The sequence below is a fragment of the Pedobacter sp. genome (assembly GCF_039594775.1).
GTDB lineage: Bacteria > Bacteroidota > Bacteroidia > Sphingobacteriales > Sphingobacteriaceae > Pedobacter.
This window is the reverse complement of sequence record NZ_JBCNMT010000009.1, coordinates 1-22,592: the sequence shown is the minus strand read 5'-3', so window position 1 is coordinate 22,592 and position 22,592 is coordinate 1. Positions and strand designations below refer to the sequence as shown.

Here is a 22,592-nt window from a genome sequence, read left to right as displayed (position 1 = left end):
ATCTTAGAAATGAAGAAAATTCAAAATATCATAGGCAGTTTAATTAAAATGCTGTTTTTTTTGTTGATGATAGGTAGCCAGCCTGCCATAGCACAAATTGTTCATACCGATTCCATCGAAATTCATAAAGTGTGGAAGGACAAGAATGGGGAAAATAAGCTTACGGTAAATGTAAATGCATTATGTAATCCAGATAAGCCACCTTTTGATGGGCATAAAACCAAGCTTCGAGCCCTGCTTAAGAATAAAAACTTCGCCCAAGAAATCATTTTTGATGATAAAAACTATCAAATGGAAATGATTTTGTTTAGGGAAAAGGATATTTGGCTTACTGAATATAAGGGTAATAAAGCGGTTTTCATTCCTTTCTTTTATTGTGGTAATGCAGATAATGACGTCAAAGTATCGTTCATCATTTTTTACAACCGCAAAAAATACCTTTACCATATCAAATTCTATTGTAATGAGGAAGGAAAGTGCAATCTAAACGAACCCAATATCAACTTAAAATTAAAGGGACTGCCTAAGGAAGTAAGGGATGAATTTGCCAAAAAGCTAAAAGCTTTTACAAAGGCAAGTCAATTTGGAGCTTAGATATTTCCTTAAATTGTAGTTTTGAAAATCAAAAGCAATCCATATGAATCCGAATAATACCAGAGTTTACCGAATGTCGTTTGCTAGTGTTTATCCGCATTATCTTGCCAAAGCCGAGAAAAAAGGACGTACCAAGGCAGAAGTAGATGAGATTATATTTTGGCTAACGGGTTACAATGCCGAAACCTTGCAACAGCATATCGACAATAAAACAGATTTTGAGAATTTCTTTGCGCAGGCCCAACTTAATCCCAATGCTTCAAAAATTACGGGCGTCATTTGTGGGTACCGTGTAGAGGACATCGAAGAAAAATTAATGCAGCAAATACGTTATTTGGATAAACTAATTGATGAATTGGCCAAAGGAAAAGCCATGGAGAAAATTTTAAGGAAGTAAATTTGTAATAACGAGTAGCAGAAAAGATGGAGATGGAATTTTATAGGCCCAAGCATGAGGGTTTAAGTAAATTTATAGAAGGGTATTACTTTATTTCGCCAAGCAAAATACCCAAGCCACTACATTACTGGACATTTCCTAATAATTTTTTTATCGTATCTGTAAGTAAGGATATTGAGATTGAAATGCAGGAAACTAAGTTTGTCATTAAACCTTCCTCACAACAAAATATTGTGGCCAATTATGTGGCTCGTTATACGGCTCCAATCGAAGTGCTTTTTGAGGGAGCGGCGATTGAAATCACCATTTATTTTAAACCCTTGGGAATTAATCGTTTTGTTAACGATGTACAATCTCTTTTTAAACAGCAAAATGCCAAGGACTTCAATCCGTTTCCAGATTTCATTACTTCTATGAAAGAAATATTGGAAGAGCAGGATAGGGAACTTCAGCGAGAGCACTTAGAACAATATTGGCTTTCAAAATTAAACAGCGACGACCTCAGTTTGATGGAAAGCATTTTAACTGATGTAGAGACCGATTTGAAGATTGACGATATTGCTCAAAAGCGAGGTTTTTCCAGACAGTACCTCAATAAGATTTTCACTAAAAATATCGGTAAACCAGCCGCCGAATACCGAAAAATACATCGCTTCAGAAAAACGGTGATTAAGCAGCGGGAAGCCAAAAATTTAACAGAATTGTCTTACGATAGTTTGTTTTACGACCAATCGCATTTGGTTAAGGATTTTAAACAACTTACTCATGTTAATCCCCATCATTTTTTCAAAAAGGTAGATACGCAACAGGGCAACCTTTGGCTATTTATTTAGTGGTTTACATTTTTACTATTTTGATGAGAGGCCACAAATTACCTTTGTGGCCACACAAATAGCTCATTAAATATGAAGAAACTGCTTTATCTACTTACCTTACTATTTCCATTATCCATAGCTGCACAGCAAACTAACTGTCCTTGTGAACAAGTGTTAAGTCAACTCATTAAAAAGGTTGAAACTGAATATCCAGGATTTTCAGCAAAAACTAAAGAAGCTTTTCTATATAATGGCTTTAAGGAAAATTTAACCAAGCAAGCTAAACAGACAGATAGTTTAGGATGTCAGAAACTGCTGAAACAATATACCGATTTCTTTAAAGACCCACATTTATGGGTGGGCGCTAATGGTGCACCTTTTTCTAATAGTATAACGGGGTCGGTGGAAAGTGTGAACATTGATATCCAAGATTTTCAAAAACAGGTTAACAAAACAAAAGACAGCTTAGAGGGAATTTGGTCAACAGATGGTTACCGTATTGGTGTTAAAAAGTTGGGTAAAGGCGAATATGATGGTTTTATTATAGAAGCAGAATCAACCCAATGGAAACCCAAAGAAATTAAGTTTAAATTGTTCTCCAATGGTACATTTGAGTATGCCTTGCGAGACAAATCCTTAAAAACAGGGAATTATATTTTTTACAAAGAGGGTGTTTTGTTTTTGAATGAAGTAAGTGTTGCCTTGGTAAAACAAAGTCCAGAGCCTGCAAATAAGGAGGCGGTTGCTAGTCGATTAAATGAGCTAGAAGGTTTTTACTTTAAAAAACTAACAGCTAAAACAGCCGTGCTAAAATTGCCGAGCTTCGAATATCAATATTTGAAACAAATCACTCAGTTAATTGATGACAATAAAGCAGGGCTTGAGAACAGTGAAAATTTGATTATCGATCTTCGGGGTAATCCAGGAGGTACTACAGATGCCTATCAGAAGCTGTTACCCTATATCATGGGGAAATCTATCAGAAATACTGGAGCCGAGTTTTTGGCTACGCAAACCTATATCAATAATTTGGAGGCCTATAAAAAAACGCTGGATAAAAATACGCCTACTACTAATACAGATAAGAACATTGCAACCCTGAAAGCCAATTTGGGACAGTTTGTTAATTTTAACAATACAGGTCTGCCCATTTATATAGAGAATGTGGAAGTTGCTCCAAAAAGCCCCAAACATATCGTAATTCTTGCTAATAAAGGTTCGGGAAGTTCTGCAGAGTACTTTTTATTTGTGGCCAAACAAAGCAAAAAAGTTAAAATACTAGGTATTCCAAGCTATGGCGCTTTAGACTATGGAAATGCTTATTTGGTAGATTTTGGCTGTCCTGGTTATCAAGTATTCATGCCAACCTACAGGGCACTGCGTTTACCAGATTATCCGATAGATAATATTGGCATACAGCCCGATGTTTATATGGATAAATCCGTAAAAGATTGGGTGGCTTTTGCCGTAAAATATTTGGAAGAAGAATAGTACCCCTCAGTAACTATTAAAAAGAAAGTATATAATAAACTAGTCATATTCACCTAAAATGAGTATCTTGTTATAAGAAAAGAGCTTTTCTGTGTTAATTGCTTCGTTTTGCATAGAATGATATCTAGCCTTGATCACAAATTTGCGTCCATAAGAAGTCGGCGAAAAATCCTTACTACCGTTCGGTTAAAATATTTAAGTACTACCTATTTAAGAAGTCTTTGTTCTGAAATTCAGTTTTAAAACAAATAAAATTAGGAATAATTACAAAATCAAATTGACGTATGGAAAATATTTCAAAGTATCTTCTTTTTCTGTGCTGTATCGTTTTATTCAGTTGCAGGAATAAAGATCAAGGCGATGCCGTGTATTTTGGTGGTACCATCATCACTATGGAAGAGGATTTGCCCGAGGCGGAAGCTTTAGTAGTGAAAAATGGCAAAATCATCTTTGTAGGCACCAAAAACAAGGCTCAGGCATTTGTTGGGGAAAGTACTAAGCAAATAGATTTAAAAGGAAAAACATTACTGCCCGGTTTTATCGATGCGCATGGTCATATTACCTCCAGAGCTGGTATGGAACAGGCTATTGACCTTTCGCCAAGTCCTTACGGAACGGTAAATGCTATTCCTGATCTACAAAGAACCTTAAAAGAAGTTATCCATAAAAACAAGTTGTCGCCCACTACACCGCTCTTGGGAAATGGTTACGATGATGCAATCATGATTGAACATCGACATCCCACTAGGCAGGAGCTAGATGCGGTTAGCGCTACAAATCCTATTATTGTTATTCATGCTTCTGGTCATGCCAGTGTGGTCAACACAGCTATGCTAAAATTATTGAATATTTCTGAAGACGTAAAAGATCCCGAAGGGGGGCACTATGGAAGAGATGCCAAAACCCATCGATTGAATGGTAAGCTAGAAGAAAATGCCAGTTTTGCGGCTTTGATCAAGCTCACTGAAATGATGCCCAAACCCAAAGCCCCAGCTGATGGACTGCCTCAATCGTTAAAAGATTTTGTAAAGGCTCAGGATGAATGGTTAAGCTATGGACAAACCACTATTTGTGATGGACGATCGATGGGAGTGAGCATAGGTTTGTTGAAAGAGGCTGCGGAAAAAAACTTGCTAAAAGCAGATATCATTTATTTTCCAGATTTTGACGCCAATAGAAAAGAGTGGGAGTCCTTTCAGCCCCATTACATGAAATATGAAAAAAGGCTGAAGTTTGGAGGATTTAAATTTTCTGATGATGGTTCTCCCCAAGGCAAAACAGCTTGGTTGACCGAGCCCTACCTGATTCCGCCAGAAGGACAATCTGCAAGCTATAAAGGCTTTCCCATTTTTACGGATGAAACCCTCTATGCAGATTTGAAAACCATTTTTACCCATCATATTACTGCTCAGCTTCATGTGAATGGCGATGCTGCAATTGATCAAGCGCTTCGCGTAATAGGCAAACTGAAAGAGGAGGGCATCTATAAACCAGAAATGAGGGCTACGTTAATCCACGTTCAAAATAGTAGGCCCGATCATATTGCTAAAATAAAAGAAGTTGGAGTTATTCCTTCCTATTTCTCTTCCCATGTTTATTTATGGGGCGATTGGCATTACCAAAGTGTTTTTGGACCTAAAAGGGCGGCATTTATTAGCCCTGCAAAATCGGCAAAAGATGCCGGAATTATTTTTACCATTCATCACGACTCGCCAGTTACCCCTCCCGATCTGTTGACAGGTGTTTATGCTGCCACTAATCGCATTACACGTTCTGGAATGGTATTAGGTCCCAATGAACGCATCGATGTTTTGGATGCTCTGAAAGCAATTACCATCAATGCCGCTTATCAATATCAAGAAGAAAAACAAAAAGGCTCTTTAAAAGAAGGGAAGCTGGCTGATCTGGTAATTTTAGACCAAAACCCCTTGACCATTAATCCAACAAAGCTTAGAGAGATACGCGTGTTGGAGACAATTAAAGAAGGAAAAACAGTGTTCAAAAAAACTAAATAAATCAGGTATGAAAAAGCTTATTTATTCGCTCGTTTTTTTCCTGTCGGGATTAAACGTTTACGGACAAGGCCACTACAACGGTTCATCATTTAACCCTAACGATTATTTTGCGCCACATGAGGGGTTTATCATACCGGTTTGGTACGGCTATGCCAATATGAATTATTTTAATACCCAGGGTAAAAAGTCGGATCAATTGATTAATCCAGTTCCCGGAAACCCAACCTCTTTACAAATCGAGCAGAAAGTAATTACCCATTCCTTTATCCTAATGGCAATTTATGGAGGTAAAGGGAAAATCTTAAATGCCAATTGGGGGATGATGATCATCCCGACACTAAATAGCCCTACTGCCAATATTGCATTAGATTACTATTCTTTGCAAACTGGCCCCGGAAGATATGTGTTCACTAATAAAAGCTTAGGTTTTGGAGATATGTATATCCAGCCCATTTGGCTATCATGGAAACAAGGAAAGTTTCAATACGCCCTAAACTATGGTGTTTGGGCCCCCACTGGGAAATATGAACATGGTAGTTTGGATAATGGTGGACATGGTTATTGGTCGCAGAATATACGTGGGGCTGTGAAATTTAAACCAAATTCAAAAGTTAATTTAAGTTTTGCCCCAACACTGGAAGTTAACCATTGGCAAAAAAATACCGATTTTAAGGAAGGTAGTCATCTTACTTTTGATATAGGAGGTTCGTATCTTCTAAATTCGAGGGGAGACGAAGTAGGATTGTTTGCGCATTATTCCAAACAAATATCAGATGACAAGGGGACAGAAGGTAGTTTTTTGTCGGACCAAAACGCAGGAGTTGGTGGATTTGTTTCCTATTGGATTGTGCCTCATAAAATAGGGTTAATGGCTCGTTTGACACAGAATTTCGCTACAGAAAATAGATTTGGCGGGATAGCTTTTCAAACTGGTGTTAACTTTTTGATTCCCACAAAGTAGTTCCAATTTCATCAAATCCTTTGAGTTCCTTTGGTTAATATTGGGATTAGCTTGTTATGCCCATGATTTTATGCCAAACAAGATGTATAATTCAATTGTTTGTTTTTTATCAGTGATAAACTTGAGGGTGGGCAGCTCACTTTCAAGAAGATAAATGCCAATTTTTTACGAATAAAGAGCCCTTAACGCTTAAATCTAAATTGCTCATCAACCCCTAACCACTACTGCCTTTCATCAACATTGATTAAGCTAGATTTACGCCATTACCATAGGGCCTAATGTTATAATTAGATGCCTGCTTCATGGATACGATACGTTCACTCGAGAGAAAAGACTTTAAGGGAATTGACATCACCAAGTTCTTCTTGGCCATTTTGGTGGTTGCGGGACATACACATCCTTTTAAGGATATTACTAATCCTGTTTTTGTTCAAGTATGGGAAAGATTATTGCTATTGGTGGTGCCCTATTTTTTCATAGCAGCGGGCTTTTTTCTTTTTCCAAAAGTGTATAAAAGCCCCGATAAAACAAACCAGTTACATGCCCTTTGGCTTTATTTGAAAAGAATTATCACTTTGTACATCTACTGGACCATCATTTTTTTGCTCGTTACCCTTTGGCATTATGCTCACGACGATTTGATTATTGAAAAAGACATCGTGCTTTTCATTAGAGGAACTTTTTTCTTTGGCGAAAACTTTTATTCATGGCCCCTTTGGTTTTTGCTATCAATGATCTATTCTTTAACATTTACCAGTCTTTTGATCTTTGTAAAACTGGAACTTAAAACCATATTTTATATCTCTATATTGGTTTTTGCCATGGCCATGGTCTTTAATTATTTAGTGACGGGGGAAAACCACAATAAGTTTTTACTGATGGTAGGTAAAATTATTAAATACTTGTTTTTAACGGGGAGACTGTTTACAGGAATGTTTTACCTGATGATTGGCGGACTGATTGCCATGAATAAAAACAGATATCCAAGTTCGCAATGGTGTTCATGGTGGTATTGGCAATCGCTTTTCAGTTTATTGAAATTGAAATCGTCTCCCCGTTTTTATTTTCACTACTACCCATTACACTGTTCTGTTTAACGGTAAATTTAAAATTGGAAGGAATAAGGAATGGTTTGTTTTTGAGGAAATGCAGTACCGTGATGTATTTCACACATATGATTATCTTCTTTCTGTACACCTTGATATTTGAAACATTTCCTTATTTCGGTTGGGATGCATTTCTGGTGTCCGTAGCAGTTCCGATGGTGCTTACACCCATTATTATTCGTAATGAAGAAAGATTTCCGTTTTTGAAACAGTTGTTTGGATAAAAAAAGCCCACATTGCTGTGAGCTTTTACCAAGTAGCGGGAACGAGAGTTCTTTGTAACAAATAATTCAGTTCTTGCGTGTTTTTAGGCATATTTTAAATGAATGATGGTAATAATTTGATTGTATTTGCAATTTAGGAAGGGGAGGATGAGTTAAAAGTATACTTCAAGAAGGCTTTCAGAAAAAAATAAGTTTTGATAGGTTACCGATATACAATTTATCGAAAGTAGTTCGACGTTTGGACTGAAGTAAGTTCATTTTTGTGCTTTACTTCATCGATATGCTTCGGACAATTGCCTTACTTTTTGTAGCACATAAGGAAGCAAGTCTATAAGCTATCAAATCCAAAATGGTCAAATCAGTAAAAAGTATACAACTATCGTGGATTTGTGTTGATAACGTAAGGCTTGAACATCAGAACTTTGTAGTGTTAAAAAAAACACTAAAATGGGAAAAGTAATATTGATTACAGGCGCAAGTTCTGGAATGGGAAAAGAAAGTGCAAAGCAACTGATTGCTAAAGGACATACGGTATATGCCGTTGCCCGTAGGATTGAACAGATGCAGGACCTAGCAAAACTTGGAGGACATCCGATAAAAATGGATGTAACCAACGAGGAAGAAATAGATATGGTCATTAGGACCATTGTCGATAAAGAAGGTAAAATTGATGTCCTCTGGAATAATGCTGGCTATGGACTGTACGGTTCGGTTGAAGATGTACCTTTGGGGGAAGCCAGAAGACAGTTTGAGGTCAATGTTTTTGGCATGGCAGCAATGGCGCAAAAGGTGGCTCCGTATATGCGCAAAGCTGGACAAGGTACAATCATCAATACCTCATCTATGGGTGGTAAAATGTACTTTCCTATGGGTGCTTGGTACCATGCCAGCAAACATGCTGTAGAGGGGTTGAGCGATTGTTTAAGACTGGAACTGAAGCCATTCAACATCAACGTAGTTATTCTTGAACCAGGTTTCATCGCTACCGAGTTTGGCTCAGTACTGTTAGATGGGTTCGCAAAAATCAACAAAGATAGTGCTTACAGGGAAATGATGGGGAAAATTGAAGAGGGCACACGTAAAGCTACAGTAGGGAATGGTTCTTCCAAACCGTCCGTAATTTCAAACACCATACTTAAAATAGTAAATAGCAAAAGGCCAAAAACCCGATATAGGGTGGGCAAATTTGCAAAGCCAATGGTATGGATGAGAACTTATTTGGGCGATCGCCTCTTTGATAAAATTGTGATGAGCCAAATGTAAAACGAAAAATATTGAACGTATAAAATTTTTAGCATGAAAAAAGTAAAATTATTATGGGTACTGATGGTGGTAGCCGTAGTGGACACCTTTGCTCAATCCGGACAAGAAACGATTATAGGTAAATGGGAAGCAGACAAAAAGGATGTAAAACTGGAGATTTATAAGCAGGGCGATAAGTACTATGGAAAGTACCTTTGGGGCGATCAAATTGTGGAGAGCGATGGGGTCACGTCAAAAAAAGATGTGAAGAATCCCGATGCAAAATTAAGGACAAGGGAGCTGATTGGCATCACCAGCCTAACGGGACTGCGATGGGATGGAGAAGAATACGTTGATGGGAAAATTTATAATGCTCCCAGTGGCGACACCTACAGTTGCAAAATTTGGATCAAGAACGATAAGATGTACCTGAGGGGCTATATGGGCGTATCGCTATTGGGCAAAACAGCAGTTTTCCATAGAATAAAATAATTCGTAGTGCATAAATGTCTTATTTTGTAATACAGTAATCAAAAAAACTAGGTCTAATTCAATATTTATATCATGGAATTTATACAACATACCATAAATTGGGTAAAAGACGAGCTATTTGAAGCTTGGTTGATCGTTGCCTTTGGCGTTTTTACCATTTTAGTAGGTTTTTTGTTTTGGAAAATAGGCGCTACGCCCAATGCCAAAGCACTATTGTGGCCACTCGCCATCAGCGGTTTTATATATCTTGGGATTGGCAGTGGGATGTTGTTTTCAAATTATAAACGCCTAGAAGAACTACCGAGAAGTTATCAGTTGGACCACTCGGCATTTATCAGGGCGGAAAAACAACGTGTAGAAGCTTTTCAGTATGGCTATAAAATATCCAAGATGGTAGCAAGCCTGTTTTTTGCCATCACCTTATTGATTTTTTGGTCGACTAAAAACGCAACCTGGATGGGCATAGGAATTGGCTTGGCCTATTTTGCCATTGCTGGGCTTGTGGTAGATTATTTTTCACAAGAGCGGGCAGATATTTATGATAAAGCTATTCTTATGGCAATACAGCATTCATAAAAAGTAAATTAGAAGCTATGAAACCAATCATACATTTAGAAACCATCTCAGAGATCAATAGATTTGTTCAGCAGGGAGGGGTAAAGCACCCCATGGTTGCCATTATAGATTTTAGTAAGGTTGATGAATATTTGGAAGTAGGCACGCGTATATCCTGTGGTTTCTACTCCATTATGTTCAAGAACTATTGTATTAATCATATGAAGTATGGAAGGCAGCAATACGACTTTCAGGAGGGAAGCCTTATTTGCATAGCGCCAAGGCAGGTGGTAGAACTTGATAGCGAAATTGAGAAACGTGACGACATGATGGGCTGGGGACTGTTCTTTCATCCAGACTTGGTAAGGGGCACCTCTTTGGGGGCCAAGATGAAAGATTATAGTTTTTTCTCTTATGAAACATCAGAAGCCCTACACCTTTCTGAAAAGGAGAAACAGGTCCTTTATGACTGTATCATCAAGATAGGTGAAGAGTTGAATGAGAATATTGACCACCATAGCCAAAATCTTATCGTCTCAAACATTGAACTATTGCTGAATTATTGTTCCAGGTATTATGGCAGGCAGTTTATTACACGGAAAAACCTAAATAGAGATGTTGTGGTTCAGGTAGAAAAGGCATTGAAGGAATATTTCGACGCTAATGATAGGTTAAAGGAAGGTTTGCCAACCGTAGGCTATTTGGCGGATTGTGTAAATCTATCTCCCAATTACCTGAGCGATCTGTTGAAGAAGGAAACAGGGATGAACGCTAAAGAGCATATTCATCATTTTGTGATAGAAGAAGCAAAAAATATCCTATTGGGAAGCAATAAAACCATAGGGGAAATCGCTTATCAATTAGGCTTCGAGTATCCCCAGTATTTTAGTAAGCTATTCAAGCAGAAAACAGGTACGACGCCACAAGAATTTAGGTATTTAAACTAAGATTAGTTAGAAAGATTTCCCATGATTACAGTAAATGGTTTATTTAGATGGAAATTAGCTGGATGCTATTATTTGAAGTGCTTGAAGACAATAGCCCTTAAAGATATTTTGAGAGAGAATAATTATGAAACTTGTTTAGCAATCAAATAATAATTGAAAAAGATAGCCATGTTATCTTTTTTCTTTTATGACAGATTATTAAAAGACTGCCTAAACTCTAATGGAGAAACCGACAAATGGCCTGAGCCATATTTCTACTTAATTTGGAGCAAATCATGAAGGGCAAATAATGACAATCTTATCAATTATTTTCTATAATTGCTTTTAGAGCCAATAATCTGTCCCTGTGCGTATGTGTTGTCGGAGCGTTAGGAACAAGTTTGAGCGGAGTTAAATGACTATCCACAAACTTTCGAACATCTGTGACAATTGTTCCCGGATACAGTAGGATAGGCCCCTTCGGAAGGTCCACGTTATTAAACCAATGTTCTAGTTCGGCAACTGTCATTCTTCTTTTTTTGTAAAGGTACCAAAATATTCTAGTTTGAATTTCCCTTGGGCAACATATGGCATATTTCTTCCCTACATTTTGCTTAGCGCAAGCATGTGTTTTCACTTTTATTTTGAAAGTTCATATATACTTATGTATTTTCCACAAACTAAATTATATAAGCCTTTATGAAAAAAATGTTCTCAAAGAAAGCTACATGTCCCGTAGCGTATCAAAAATTAATCGGTCTGTTCCTTTTACTTTCCTGTTTTTTTTATTCCTGCAAAAAAGAAGTCATACCTGGAGATGACCTTAAAGTGGGAGCCACCACAGATTCGAAGGCTAAAATACAGTCCATTTCCTATGAAAAATTTGCAAGCAGCGTAAATGCAAAGCAATTGGGAACTTTGAAGCAGCTTGTGGCGCCGTCATCTTCCAATCTGAATATACAGGTCGCAGGCAGTGGCACACTCTCCGAGGTCACCATCAGCACCGATCAGGTAAAGAGACTTGAGGTCAGTGATACGGTTAGCTATGTGCTTTCCATGGAGCTGGAAAGTTCCAATTCCCCTACATTCAGAAACCTGACTATACAACAGGCTAAGGGAAAGACGACTGCCTTTATAAGTACCTATACCCCCACAAAGGAATGGATACTCAAACGTCGCGCTACCGGCCATAACCCGAAATTTGAAGGCACGGTAACTTATCAAATGGTACCGCTGTCAGAACAAGGTAATCAAGTGCAGGCACAAATGACCTGTGGTTACTTTGTAAAGTTCGAGCTTGTTGACATGCCGTGTGTAGGTACAGGTGCCCAGCAACATTATAACCCGGAGGATTGTCAATATGGTAGTGGTGAGGGCGGACCGTGGCAGGACCTTGTTGCGACCGTACAATGGGGCTGTGAAGGCTCTAGCGGCGGCGGTCCTTCGGGAAATCCGGGAGATGGGGGAACGGGCAATACTGGCGGCGGTGGAAATACCACACCAAATTATCCTGAAGGGTATGATCCCTGTGCCAGTGGAGAGATCAAGTGTAACGTGCCGGGACCAAATCAGGCTCAGCAGTTGGCTACATTGTTAGGAATTTCGGAACAGAGCCAGATTGATTTCCTCGATGCCAATCCGACGGCAGTTGCACAGTTACAAAACTATCTTAATTCAAATGGTAATTCATTGCATAGTAAAGAATTTGCATTATGGTCGATCTCATATCTAACAACCAACACAAATGAAAATATTGAAGTTTTTGCAAACAATTTTTTAGGAGTAGCAGAAGGTAAGGATGGAGAGATCGATGATTTAGGGTACTATACCAATTCGATAATACAACAGCAGCAGATGCCTTCTTTACAGACATATTATGCTAACTACCCAAAAAAAGTAGTTGAAGGCGTAATAAGGGGGTTGACTGCCGGAGAAGTCTATACAATGGTTGGTGGTACATTAAACACAAAGAACAAAAATCATAATCCTGATTATCAAAATGCATGCGCAATAAGAGGTTCAAGGGCATTAAACTATTCTGGTTTGGAAATTCCAGAACTAGTTTATGATAATCGCAAGAAGACCGAGAAAGGTGCAGACGGTAAAAATTACATCCTTTCTGCTGAAGCATTCAACAGGTATATGAAGGATACTTTCGGACCACCAACTTACGCTTTAACAAGCCAAGAAATTGGAGGTGACAGGAAAAAGATAGTTGATTTCCTTAAAGGGAAAACAGGGATTTACACTACTGTTAACAAATCTCCGGGAATAGCTGGATTTTCAGGGCATATTGATTTTATAATCAATGGAAATTGTGTTAACGGGTCAAATGCTTATCCAGGTGGTGGCGTTGAAAAAATTGAAATATGGGTATTAAATTAGGTATTATGAAAATCAATTATTTATTAGCTGCTTGTGTGTTCCTTACATCATGTAGCGTTCAGAAAAATCGTGTTAAAAATGACTGGATTAACTTATTTAAGGATTATGCAATGTACAAATGTGCATGTGAGGTAACAGGTGACAAGCTAGAACCGTTGCTCTGGACTACAAAAGATATTTCCTTCACCGTCAATAAAGAAGTGTTGGGGAACTATGGAGATAAAGCAGATTCTGTAGGGAGATTCTATGCAAAAGGTATACAACCGATAGCTGTTGATCCCGAGCACGATTTGTATGGGATGAAGAGGATGTTTGTTGGCTGCCTTGATTTTTATAAAAGCGATAGTTTGGATAAAATAGCTAAAGCTGCATACCGACAATACAGGGCAGAAAAAAAGACTAAGTCTTCTAAATAGTGAGATATTATTCAATACAACATTCGCTAGATGTTAAAGTAATGGGCCATTACCCTCAGGTCAAAGATATAAGGCAGAATTGCGATGTTTGGGATGAGCCAAGATTTATAGAACATGTACATTTTAAAAAGGTAGATTTTGAACCAATCACTGCCAATGCCATATTGTATCCATCTTCCAAGTTGACCGATTTAATCAGTGTTACAGGAATGGGCTTTACAAGAAAACTACTGGTAAGCGATAAACTGAAGAAAATAATTCAGGAATGGAGGAGTGGAGGAATCGATTTTTATCCTTCTCCGGTCATCCACAAAAATGAATTGATAAATGGCTATTGGGTTTTAAATTCGTTTGAGATTGATATGGAGTTTGTCGACATAAAGGAATCAAAAGTGGTATGGAAGAAAAGAAAAGAGGAGGGAGGAACCTTTTTGATGGACATCAGTTTCGCCTCTATAGATGAGTTTACCAAGAAAATTGATAAAGAGGGTCTGGAAGGAGCACTTTATCTGGACAGAATTGAGATTAAAAAGAATGTTAATACAGATTTTTTTACATTGCTGAATGTAGCGGGTGGAGTAAAATATGTTGTGTCTGAAAAACTTAAAAAAGAAATTGAAGATGCCAACTGTACAGGAATCGAGTTTATGCCAGTCGGACTTACACTCAATGAATGGCTGCACAATGAACGGGAAAAAATTTATGGTAAAAGCTAATCTAAATCAACCTTGGCCAACAGTTAATAGAGTAATTGATTTTGAGAAATTTGTATCCATAAGGAAAAGAGCTGATAATCCTAATAAATATGAGAATTGCCTAATTTTGGCGAAGGAACAACTTGGTAAGGTAGGTTTACCTGTTCTGGTTATTTACCAGGTGAGTAAACATTTTTAATATTTACATCTCAAAATGGAGTTAATTTAATTGAGACCAAGAAAGCAATAAGTTATATCATTAGTTCATTAAATCAGAAAATACCAGTATTAATAGGTGTTGATAATAGGCCAGGAGCTCCTTTAATAAATGCGGATAAATCTACTGATCATTTCGTGGTGATAGTGGGTATGGGAATTGATGAAAAAGGGAAATATTTTCAATTTATGGATAATGCGACTAATAATCGTTCTACAGGTGCAAGTTATAGCAATCGACTTTATTATAATTCTATTACTGGTAAAATTACAGAGAGAACTGCCATTGTCGATTATAGGAATGCTGCAGGTATGCATGATTATATAGTAACACAAGTACGTAAAAGCATAAAAAATTAGACTTATGAAACAAATATTATTGCTATTAATAGTTTTATTATTTTCTGATTGTACTTCAAAACAATCAGAGAAAGCACCGAAAGATAAAGAACCTATTGTGAATACGATAACTAGTTTTTTAAAATGGCACAAGAAAGGCGGTCAATATAAAACTGGAGAGTATTATTTTATCATTAGACATGATGGAAAAGGAAAGTTGAAAAATTACTTTGATAAAGATAGTATATCACTGTATTATAAGAATTTTCTGGAAAGTGGCTTTGTTTCTGAAACATACATAGAAGGACTTAAGGGATATTACAATTATTACGAACAGTTTCTGCCAAATAAGCTAAAAAAAGGAGAATTAATTAAGATTGATGGGTTGGATCAAGATGATGTATTGGGTACATTCGAGCCAGAAATGATACTGGATAATCTAGATAAATTAAAGGTAACGCAAATGCTGGTGATTTATAATAAAGCTCTAGTCGGAATAAATTTCGATAAAAACGTTGATATGATTTTTCAATTGACCAAGACAAAAGATAAGTGGTTAATTGACTATGTAGGTCCGAATAATAGTAATGAACATAGTTTTTTTAGACAATGATATAGTTATGCAAGTACAGCAGGCTATTCTGGCCATGTAGACTTAATTATTAATGGTTTGGTGATGGTTACGTACTTGAACCAAAAGGTGGTTTAAGCTATATAGAAATATGGTAAAGGAGGTATGATGAGACGATTAATTTCAACAATTTTTATCATGTTTTTAAGCCTCCTGTGTTATGCTCAGAAAACAGAAAAATTATTTGGTAAAACCTATCAAATTAAGACGGGTCTGGAGTAGGTGATTATGAAATAAGATATTACATGAAAAGTTACTACCTAGATGGCCAATTACGATTTGGAATAACCTTAAAAGGCTTACATTACAATTCTGATGCTTTGGTGATGGTCGCAAAAAGGAGGATTTTAAAAGATAGAATTATCGTAACAGAAGTTTATAAAAATGTTGAAAACATTGATTCAATAGTACGTACGATGTATTTTAAAAATGGAGTTTATCAAAAATCTACTTATAAGGAGTATATTAATAATAAGCAGTTGCCTAATCGACCGAACATAAATGATCTTAAAAAGAAAAACTAAAGAAAATGGTAAATGGATGTGAGTAACAATCCAGCCCTTACCATTGCAGACAAGGACTATCCTTCACGCATATACTTTAGAAAAAAATAAATGAATCTGATAAAAAAGGTATTAATTCTAATGGTACTATTAATTGCCAATATAAATTTAAGTTATTCGCAAGATAGTAATCGCAAGCTTTACTCAAAATTTCAAGATCTAGTACTTCTAAAGAGAGATTACGAGAAATATCTGTATTACTCTATAAATTATCCATCAGATAGTATCACGCTGAAGAAGAATTCGATTTTTGAATTATATAAAACTCAAACAGAAGAAATTAAGAAATCACCTGACATATACCTAAAATATATAAAAAGCGAACTCAAAAAAAAGGACACCTCCAATTTGAAGCTAACAGTTCTTTATAAATTTTTGAACCTTAACGACCCCTTAGTGATAAATTACAGAACACCTTATCACTATATCAAAAGGAATGACTTTTTAAAAGTAATCAAATATAGTTTATTTGATAGGAATGATGATTTTTTACCAACCGAATTCCGAGGACTGCCGGTAATTAATATAGACGACTATAATGGCTATAATAAACTGAAGCCAAATGAATTTAAAGATGCAGTTAAATTCATATTAAATAAAATTTCATGTAGTAAAGAAGAGGTTGCTTATATTCAAAGTAAGCAAAATCCAGAAGCAATAGTAGATATCAAGAAATATCTGGACAAGAATGGCTTGAATCAAGAAAGTGAAAAGTTTATCAAGTGGGCCATAAAAATCCTTAAGACCGATAAAGAGGGTAGATATTCATTAGGAATATTAGAAACTATTTATCAACTAAATCAGATGATAGAAAGTTATGAACCGAGAGATAGAGAACCATAAAGAATAAATAATAATCCCGGTGTACATCTTAACAATCTGAATTTTTGATATGCAATATTTTTCGATAAATGAAGGTCTGAACACGAAAGAAGTGGGGACCTATCCTCAAGTTGAGGAAGCTGAATACATTTGCGATGTTTGGGACGAACCAAGATTTATTGATCGCATAGCATTCAGCAGGGTTGATTTTGAACCGATTGTAGCCAAGGCGATATTAAGAAAATGGGCTAAGCCTACGGATTTAATTAGTGCTGGGATTATCGGATTCCATTTAAAACTATTGATAAGCGAAAAACTTAAAAATATACTTGAAGCATACAGGGTTTCTGGAATGCAGTTTTTCCGGTCACCCATCATCGCGAATGGTGCAGAACTGGAAAATTATTGGGTCTTGAATTTTCATAAAGTGGACATGCAGTTTCTTGACTATCAAAATTCAGAGATCTATGTGACCGAGCACGTGTTCAATAACCTGGAAAAATTGGACATTGCTACTTATGAAGATTTTGTTAAAGAGAAGCAAAAGATTGAGGACAAAAGGTATCCTTATGGCATCAGGATTGAAAGAATAAAATTAACGGATAGCATTTCCGAAGATTTTTTTGTGCTACTAGATGTGGAGGGAGGCGTAAGATACGTAGTGTCAGAGGTATTAAAAGGGGAGATAGAAAAAAATAATTGTACTGGCATCGAGTTTATGCCTATCGAATACAAACTCAATGAATGGCTGCACAATGAACGAGAAAAAATATATGGTAAAAGCTAATCTAAGTCAGTATGAAAAACAATGAAAATCCAATACAAGCCTGGGCAGAAAGCGATCCGAAGCTATTATCGCTAATCAACGAGATAAACCAAACGCAACTGCCCGTTGAGGAGCAGGCGGAAATGGCTTTCCATAAAGTTTCAGCGCTTTATGGCCTTCCCAAACTACCCGAGGACGCGGAAGAACTTGAGGAAGAAACCGGACAGGAAGTGGTTTCGGTGTATCAGGAACTCGGGTTGGTCAAATTTCTGGAACCCGATGAGGACATACGGGGACTGGTACTTTTGGCGCTGTACAACGTAAATAACAAACTTACACTGGGGTTGGAAGAAATCTATAAAAAGAGCGGTATGAAAAAGGAAAGGGGAATATGTTTCAAGGGAGAAAACTCAAAGGTTGCAATCTCATTCCTTCAAGAAGATGAAAGCTGGTTCGACAGTGGATGTACGCTCTACCTTAGAAGTGAGGGTTGATGGGGCTTGGCTCGTTTTTTTGATAGCGATTTGTATAATGTCTAAACGGTCCAGCCAGATTAGCGCCAATCTTAAAAAATGGAACCGCCGATTTTCGATCAGAAAATCGGCGGTTTTTTTTTGCCGCTCATAGCAATCTTCAGCCAATGGGTATCGGCTGAAGCCTAAATTCTTTAAGGTTGAAAAAGAAGCCCCTATACCGTGTGCTGCCTTCCCTAAACAGGTTCCAAAGTATTGAGCATCCCATCTGTGCGAGCGAACCATTGATGTATAAATCCTGCTTGGTCAGAGCCTCGGCAAGGGAACAGCTTGGCGTGTCGTCAGTTTTCTCTGCTTGTTTTAGCATTTATTTTAATAAGAGAGGTGTTCAAAGGTAATATCATGTATTTTGAAGGGGTATAGAATACCGTAGCTACATCCTTTATTTGCGAGTAAGTCTTTGATTAGTAATAAGAAAGGGCTTCTCTAAATTGAGAAACCCTTATCTTTTTCGGAGAAAATCTCCTTCCGTAGCGGGAACGAGAGTTGAACTCGTGACCTCAGGGTTATGAATCCTGCGCTCTAACCAACTGAGCTACCCCGCCGAAAAATTTCGAGCTGCAAATATAGGATTAAATCCAAAAAACAAAGAAAATTATTTAAAAAGGTTTGAATATTTATTTCAGTGTGCTGTTTTTTAAGGGGTTTCGATTCGAATATAGAATGACAGAGGATATAAAATTTAAGCTCAAGAATAAAAAAATACTTATTTCCCAAAACTTTGCATTTATAAAAGAAAATACTTTTCTTTAGAAAAAATAGGAAAGCAAAAAATAGAAGTAAGGATGTCAGAAAAGAAAAAATTTACATTAGAGTATGCTATCAGGTCATCTCCCCGCATACTATACAGCTTTATAAGTGAGCCGAATGGTCTAGCGCAGTGGTTTGCTGACGATGTAGTTTTTAGAGATCAAACCTATACTTTCACTTGGGATGGAGAAGTGCAGAAAGCCAAACTCATTAGCGCCAAAGAAAACAAGTTGGTAAAATTTAAATGGGTTGACGATGAACCTTATTGCTATTTCGAAATGGAGATTATACAAGATGAGCTTACTAACGATGTGGCACTGGCCATCACTGATTTTGCTACCGAGGAAACTCTGCAAGAAAGAAAGCAGATTTGGGATAATCAAATTACCTATTTGTTGAGTGTATTGGGCGCTTAGTTTAACGCTTATGGGAACTTTAGGCCAAACCTAATTTTAAACCATTAACGCACGCTAACTTTATTGCTTTCTCATTGGCATTGCCTATCTTTGCATCATTGAAAAAGATCCATTTACTGCTGATCAAGGCATTTATTAGGCCTTTTGCCGTCACATTTTTTATTGTGATGTTTATCCTGTTGATGTTCTTTTTGTTTAAGTACGTCGACGATTTAATTGGCAAGGGTTTTGAATGGTACGTCATTGCTGAGCTAATGATGTATGCCTCGGCGTCAAACGTGGCCATGGCCTTGCCTTTGGCTATTTTGCTTTCATCCATCATGACTTTCGGTAACCTAGGTGAAAACTACGAGCTGGTAGCGATAAAATCGGCTGGTGTTTCCCTCCGAAAAGCAATGCAGCCCCTTTTGGTGCTCATTGTGGGGCTTGCAGTTGCGTCGTTTTTCTTTTCAGACTACATGCTTCCCAAGGCAAATCTTAAATATGGTTCTCTCCTTTGGGATGTACGTAATAAAAAACTTTCTTTTTTGATTAAGCCGGGAGTATTTAACAATAGTATTCCAAATTATTCTATGCGTGTAGAACGTAAGGGAGAAGGGGCCATCGATTCGCTTTATGGAATCATGATTTACGACCATAGCAGTAGCAATGGCGTTCCTCAGATCATCATGGCCGAAAAGGGAAAAATGTCCAAAACATCCGATGGTAATTATATGGTGCTAAATTTGGTCAATGGCGTTCGCTATCAAGAGGCAGCCTCTAACAATGGCTCCTATAATCCCCGACAAACACTTACCCGTATGCGCTTTAAGCAAACAGAAGTGAAGTTTGATTTCAGTAGCTTTAAAGATATGACTCGCACGCAAGAGGAGAACTTTAAAAACAATGCCCCTATGCTAAACCGTAAGGAATTGTTGCACCGTAAAGATTCCCTGAGCAAAGGCTTGGATAGTGTTAATAAAGCATTACAAAAAAGTGCGCAATACTATTTTAAACAAAGTAGCTACGTAAAGGGGTATACCAAAGTAAAAACACAGCCTACGGTTATCAAAGGTAGCGTGTTGAACGTTATTCCAAAAAATCAACAATCGCAAGCCGTACAAAACGCTTATGACCAAGTGGATGCATTAAGGCAAACAATTGGCGGGCAATTACCCGAATACGAGTTTAGAACAAAAGAAATCCAAAGAGCACAGATTGAATACCAGCGTAAATATACCTTAGCTGTTTCCTGTTTGCTGCTGTTCTTTATTGGTGCGCCATTGGGAGCTATTATCCGTAAAGGAGGTTTAGGCTTACCGGTAGTAATTGCGGTGATTTTCTTCCTGTTCTATCACATTATTTCTACCGTTGCCGAAAAATCTGCTAAAGAAGGTTCGCTAGATCCAATATTTGGAATGTGGATGGCTGTCATTATCCTTACGCCAATAGGGGTGTTTTTGACCTACAAAGCAACGGTCGATTCAGCATTGTTTGATATTGATTATTACAAACAGTTGGTACTGGGACTATTTAAAAAGAAAAAAAAGGACTTGGGCTAAAAGAAGCATTTGAAGATTGTACATGGTGGTGGTAAGCATCGTTCATGAGCAGTCATTTCTTACTTCATAATGATAATTACCTACAATAATTGCTTTTAAAGGTTGTACCTTTGTACAAATTAGAAAATGGGGAAATCCCATTCATTTTGTTATTTACCAAAATGGAGATTAAATTAAATACCATAGAAGAAGCACTGGCCGATATTAGGGCAGGCAAAATTATCATAGTAGTTGATGATGAAGATCGTGAGAACGAAGGTGACTTTGTAACCGCAGCGAGAAACGTAACCCCAGAAGTGATTAATTTCATGTCTAAATATGGACGTGGATTGATTTGCGCTCCGCTCATTGAGGAACTTTGCGATAAATTGGAGTTAAACCTGATGGTACAGAATAATACCGTTTTGCACCAAACCCCATTTACCGTTTCGGTTGATTTGATTGGACATGGTTGTACTACGGGTATCTCTGCACACGATAGGGCTAAAACAGTGCAAGCTTTGATTGATCCCGCTACAAAGCCTGAAGATTTAGGCAGACCGGGACATATATTCCCTTTGAGAGCTAGAAAAGAAGGGGTGTTGCGTAGAACTGGACATACTGAAGCAACCATTGACATTGCTCGTTTAGCAGGTTTTGAACCTGCAGGTGTATTGGTCGAAATCATGAATGAAGATGGTACCATGGCTCGTTTGCCAGATTTGATGATTACCGCTAAGCAGCATGATCTGAAAATCATTTCCATTAAGGACTTGATCAGTTATCGCTTGGCTGCTGAAAGCTTGATCAAAGAAGAAGTAACTGTAAACCTGCCAACACAGTGGGGCGATTTTAAAATGACCGCCTATACACAGTTAAGTAATGGTGCTACCCATATGGCTATTTCAAAAGGTGAGTGGAAAGAAGACGAACCGGTGTTAACCCGTATTCATAGCTCATGTGTAACTGGCGATATTTTTGGTTCATGTCGTTGCGACTGTGGGCCGCAATTGCATAAGGCCATGGAAATGATTGAACAAGAAGGTAAAGGACTTATTGTATATATGAACCAGGAAGGAAGAGGCATTGGTTTGGTAAACAAACTTCATGCTTATAACCTTCAAGATGCAGGGTTGGATACGGTAGAAGCTAATATCCAATTGGGCTTTAAAGGTGATGAGCGTGATTATGGCGTGGGTGCGCAAATTTTGAGGGCCCAAGGCATTACCAAAATGAAGCTGATGTCTAATAATCCAACCAAAAGAGCTGGTTTAATAGGCTATGGGCTAGAGATTGTAGAAAATATCCCAATTGAGATTGAAAGCAATAAACATAATGAATCTTATTTGATGACCAAAAGAGACAAAATGGGACATCATATCTTAAAGGGATAGAAATGATATAGACTTGATAAAAGCCAGAAGCATTCACTTCTGGCTTTTTTATTTTTCAGATATTCGATGAGGCAATAAACATTAAGGAATTAAAAAAAATAAGACATGAAACTATAAGGAAAAGCCAATGCCCTTTAATTCCTCAGTGGTTCAAAAGCCAAAATATTCTCAAATGTATAAGGTGGTTAAAAAAATTAGCGGGGGTAATAAAAAACTAAAATGCTCTTAGATGTCTAAGGTGGTTAAAAACATTAAATAACTAAGGAATTAAATCATGTGGCTATCAATAAAACTTAATGTCTCTTAAGTTCTTAATGGTTCAAAAGCC

General features: G+C 37.3%; 23 protein-coding genes and 1 tRNA gene. 23 read left to right on the top strand and 1 reads right to left on the bottom strand.

Annotated elements, in window-relative coordinates; genetic code table 11:
- Nucleotides 1–9: 9 nt before the first annotated feature.
- From ABDV71_RS17610 to ABDV71_RS17515, 20 genes are all read left to right on the top strand, one after another.
- Complete coding sequence (locus tag ABDV71_RS17610; RefSeq protein WP_343534910.1) at nt 10–594, top strand: hypothetical protein; 585 nt, start codon at nt 10–12, stop codon at nt 592–594.
- Nucleotides 595–637: 43 nt separating this feature from the next.
- On the top strand, nt 638–991 hold the full coding sequence (locus ABDV71_RS17605) for a DUF2200 domain-containing protein (RefSeq protein ID WP_343534908.1): 354 nt from the start codon (nt 638–640) through the stop codon (nt 989–991).
- 32 nt (nt 992–1,023) lie between these two features.
- Nucleotides 1,024–1,824 carry a helix-turn-helix domain-containing protein gene (locus ABDV71_RS17600; protein ID WP_343534906.1) on the top strand — a complete coding sequence of 267 codons (801 nt, stop codon included), beginning with the start codon at nt 1,024–1,026 and terminating at the stop codon, nt 1,822–1,824.
- Between the two features lie 72 nt (nt 1,825–1,896).
- The gene (locus tag ABDV71_RS17595; protein WP_343534904.1) at nt 1,897–3,297 is read left to right on the top strand and encodes a S41 family peptidase; all 1,401 of its coding nucleotides are present in this window, start codon (nt 1,897–1,899) and stop codon (nt 3,295–3,297) included.
- 284 nt (nt 3,298–3,581) lie between these two features.
- Nucleotides 3,582–5,312: an amidohydrolase gene (locus tag ABDV71_RS17590; protein ID WP_343534902.1), complete on the top strand. Its 1,731-nt coding sequence runs from the start codon at nt 3,582–3,584 to the stop codon at nt 5,310–5,312.
- A gap of 7 nt (nt 5,313–5,319) precedes the next feature.
- On the top strand, nt 5,320–6,273 hold the full coding sequence (locus ABDV71_RS17585; protein ID WP_343534900.1) for a transporter: 954 nt from the start codon (nt 5,320–5,322) through the stop codon (nt 6,271–6,273).
- Nucleotides 6,274–6,575: 302 nt separating this feature from the next.
- The gene (locus tag ABDV71_RS17580; RefSeq protein WP_343534898.1) at nt 6,576–7,370 is read left to right on the top strand and encodes an acyltransferase family protein; all 795 of its coding nucleotides are present in this window, start codon (nt 6,576–6,578) and stop codon (nt 7,368–7,370) included.
- A 680-nt stretch (nt 7,371–8,050) separates the two neighbouring features.
- Nucleotides 8,051–8,866 (top strand): oxidoreductase, encoded by an 816-nt coding sequence (locus ABDV71_RS17575; protein ID WP_343534896.1) that lies wholly within the window; start codon nt 8,051–8,053, stop codon nt 8,864–8,866.
- 33 nt (nt 8,867–8,899) lie between these two features.
- Nucleotides 8,900–9,337: a DUF2147 domain-containing protein gene (locus ABDV71_RS17570; RefSeq protein ID WP_343534894.1), complete on the top strand. Its 438-nt coding sequence runs from the start codon at nt 8,900–8,902 to the stop codon at nt 9,335–9,337.
- A 72-nt stretch (nt 9,338–9,409) separates the two neighbouring features.
- Complete coding sequence (locus ABDV71_RS17565) at nt 9,410–9,913, top strand: hypothetical protein (RefSeq protein WP_343534892.1); 504 nt, start codon at nt 9,410–9,412, stop codon at nt 9,911–9,913.
- 17 nt (nt 9,914–9,930) lie between these two features.
- Nucleotides 9,931–10,839, top strand: coding sequence for a helix-turn-helix transcriptional regulator (locus ABDV71_RS17560; RefSeq protein WP_343534890.1), 909 nt, complete (start codon nt 9,931–9,933; stop codon nt 10,837–10,839).
- An 807-nt stretch (nt 10,840–11,646) separates the two neighbouring features.
- On the top strand, nt 11,647–13,203 hold the full coding sequence (locus ABDV71_RS17555; RefSeq protein WP_343534888.1) for a type VI secretion system amidase effector protein Tae4: 1,557 nt from the start codon (nt 11,647–11,649) through the stop codon (nt 13,201–13,203).
- Nucleotides 13,188–13,619 (top strand): hypothetical protein, encoded by a 432-nt coding sequence (locus ABDV71_RS17550; protein WP_343534886.1) that lies wholly within the window; start codon nt 13,188–13,190, stop codon nt 13,617–13,619. The genes ABDV71_RS17555 and ABDV71_RS17550 overlap by 16 nt, the downstream gene beginning before the upstream one ends.
- A 41-nt stretch (nt 13,620–13,660) precedes the next feature.
- Nucleotides 13,661–14,335, top strand: coding sequence for a hypothetical protein (locus ABDV71_RS17545; RefSeq protein WP_343534884.1), 675 nt, complete (start codon nt 13,661–13,663; stop codon nt 14,333–14,335).
- Nucleotides 14,336–14,683: 348 nt separating this feature from the next.
- The gene (locus ABDV71_RS17540; protein WP_343534882.1) at nt 14,684–14,890 is read left to right on the top strand and encodes a hypothetical protein; all 207 of its coding nucleotides are present in this window, start codon (nt 14,684–14,686) and stop codon (nt 14,888–14,890) included.
- 4 nt (nt 14,891–14,894) lie between these two features.
- A complete protein-coding gene (locus tag ABDV71_RS17535; protein ID WP_343534880.1) occupies nt 14,895–15,482 on the top strand; it encodes a hypothetical protein in 588 nt (195 codons plus the stop codon).
- Between the two features lie 263 nt (nt 15,483–15,745).
- Complete coding sequence (locus ABDV71_RS17530) at nt 15,746–16,024, top strand: hypothetical protein (RefSeq protein WP_343534878.1); 279 nt, start codon at nt 15,746–15,748, stop codon at nt 16,022–16,024.
- 120 nt (nt 16,025–16,144) lie between these two features.
- On the top strand, nt 16,145–16,906 hold the full coding sequence (locus ABDV71_RS17525; protein ID WP_343534876.1) for a hypothetical protein: 762 nt from the start codon (nt 16,145–16,147) through the stop codon (nt 16,904–16,906).
- A gap of 49 nt (nt 16,907–16,955) precedes the next feature.
- Entirely contained in the window at nt 16,956–17,672 is a 717-nt protein-coding gene (locus ABDV71_RS17520; RefSeq protein ID WP_343534873.1) for a DUF1629 domain-containing protein, read from the top strand.
- Between the two features lie 11 nt (nt 17,673–17,683).
- Nucleotides 17,684–18,145, top strand: a complete 462-nt coding sequence (locus tag ABDV71_RS17515; protein WP_343534871.1) for a hypothetical protein — start codon at nt 17,684–17,686, stop codon at nt 18,143–18,145.
- 510 nt (nt 18,146–18,655) lie between these two features.
- Here ABDV71_RS17515 and ABDV71_RS17510 read toward each other — a convergent pair.
- Nucleotides 18,656–18,729, bottom strand: a tRNA-Met gene (locus tag ABDV71_RS17510).
- A 240-nt stretch (nt 18,730–18,969) separates the two neighbouring features.
- Here ABDV71_RS17510 and ABDV71_RS17505 point away from each other — a divergent pair.
- From ABDV71_RS17505 to ABDV71_RS17495, 3 genes are all read left to right on the top strand, one after another.
- A complete protein-coding gene (locus ABDV71_RS17505) occupies nt 18,970–19,350 on the top strand; it encodes an START-like domain-containing protein (RefSeq protein ID WP_113663903.1) in 381 nt (126 codons plus the stop codon).
- Nucleotides 19,351–19,448: 98 nt separating this feature from the next.
- A complete protein-coding gene (locus ABDV71_RS17500; protein ID WP_343534868.1) occupies nt 19,449–20,891 on the top strand; it encodes an LptF/LptG family permease in 1,443 nt (480 codons plus the stop codon).
- A 161-nt stretch (nt 20,892–21,052) separates the two neighbouring features.
- Nucleotides 21,053–22,264, top strand: coding sequence for a bifunctional 3,4-dihydroxy-2-butanone-4-phosphate synthase/GTP cyclohydrolase II (locus ABDV71_RS17495; protein ID WP_343534866.1), 1,212 nt, complete (start codon nt 21,053–21,055; stop codon nt 22,262–22,264).
- The last annotated feature ends 328 nt before the right edge of the window (nt 22,265–22,592 follow it).

What these genes read in the sequence shown, in the direction of transcription:
- ABDV71_RS17540 (WP_343534882.1), top strand. Translation starts at nt 14,684, where the DNA reads ATGGGAATTGATGAAAAAGGGAAATATTTTCAATTTATGGATAATGCG.
- ABDV71_RS17570 (WP_343534894.1), top strand. Translation starts at nt 8,900, where the DNA reads ATGAAAAAAGTAAAATTATTATGGGTACTGATGGTGGTAGCCGTAGTG.
- ABDV71_RS17610 (WP_343534910.1), top strand. Translation starts at nt 10, where the DNA reads ATGAAGAAAATTCAAAATATCATAGGCAGTTTAATTAAAATGCTGTTT.
- ABDV71_RS17525 (WP_343534876.1), top strand. Translation starts at nt 16,145, where the DNA reads ATGGTACTATTAATTGCCAATATAAATTTAAGTTATTCGCAAGATAGT.
- ABDV71_RS17520 (WP_343534873.1), top strand. Translation starts at nt 16,956, where the DNA reads ATGCAATATTTTTCGATAAATGAAGGTCTGAACACGAAAGAAGTGGGG.
- ABDV71_RS17530 (WP_343534878.1), top strand. Translation starts at nt 15,746, where the DNA reads ATGAAAAGTTACTACCTAGATGGCCAATTACGATTTGGAATAACCTTA.
- ABDV71_RS17595 (WP_343534904.1), top strand. Translation starts at nt 1,897, where the DNA reads ATGAAGAAACTGCTTTATCTACTTACCTTACTATTTCCATTATCCATA.
- ABDV71_RS17580 (WP_343534898.1), top strand. Translation starts at nt 6,576, where the DNA reads ATGGATACGATACGTTCACTCGAGAGAAAAGACTTTAAGGGAATTGAC.
- ABDV71_RS17505 (WP_113663903.1), top strand. Translation starts at nt 18,970, where the DNA reads ATGTCAGAAAAGAAAAAATTTACATTAGAGTATGCTATCAGGTCATCT.
- ABDV71_RS17575 (WP_343534896.1), top strand. Translation starts at nt 8,051, where the DNA reads ATGGGAAAAGTAATATTGATTACAGGCGCAAGTTCTGGAATGGGAAAA.
- ABDV71_RS17600 (WP_343534906.1), top strand. Translation starts at nt 1,024, where the DNA reads ATGGAATTTTATAGGCCCAAGCATGAGGGTTTAAGTAAATTTATAGAA.
- ABDV71_RS17605 (WP_343534908.1), top strand. Translation starts at nt 638, where the DNA reads ATGAATCCGAATAATACCAGAGTTTACCGAATGTCGTTTGCTAGTGTT.
- ABDV71_RS17590 (WP_343534902.1), top strand. Translation starts at nt 3,582, where the DNA reads ATGGAAAATATTTCAAAGTATCTTCTTTTTCTGTGCTGTATCGTTTTA.
- ABDV71_RS17515 (WP_343534871.1), top strand. Translation starts at nt 17,684, where the DNA reads ATGAAAAACAATGAAAATCCAATACAAGCCTGGGCAGAAAGCGATCCG.
- ABDV71_RS17535 (WP_343534880.1), top strand. Translation starts at nt 14,895, where the DNA reads ATGAAACAAATATTATTGCTATTAATAGTTTTATTATTTTCTGATTGT.
- ABDV71_RS17585 (WP_343534900.1), top strand. Translation starts at nt 5,320, where the DNA reads ATGAAAAAGCTTATTTATTCGCTCGTTTTTTTCCTGTCGGGATTAAAC.
- ABDV71_RS17495 (WP_343534866.1), top strand. Translation starts at nt 21,053, where the DNA reads ATGGAGATTAAATTAAATACCATAGAAGAAGCACTGGCCGATATTAGG.
- ABDV71_RS17565 (WP_343534892.1), top strand. Translation starts at nt 9,410, where the DNA reads ATGGAATTTATACAACATACCATAAATTGGGTAAAAGACGAGCTATTT.
- ABDV71_RS17545 (WP_343534884.1), top strand. Translation starts at nt 13,661, where the DNA reads ATGGGCCATTACCCTCAGGTCAAAGATATAAGGCAGAATTGCGATGTT.
- ABDV71_RS17560 (WP_343534890.1), top strand. Translation starts at nt 9,931, where the DNA reads ATGAAACCAATCATACATTTAGAAACCATCTCAGAGATCAATAGATTT.
- ABDV71_RS17550 (WP_343534886.1), top strand. Translation starts at nt 13,188, where the DNA reads ATGGGTATTAAATTAGGTATTATGAAAATCAATTATTTATTAGCTGCT.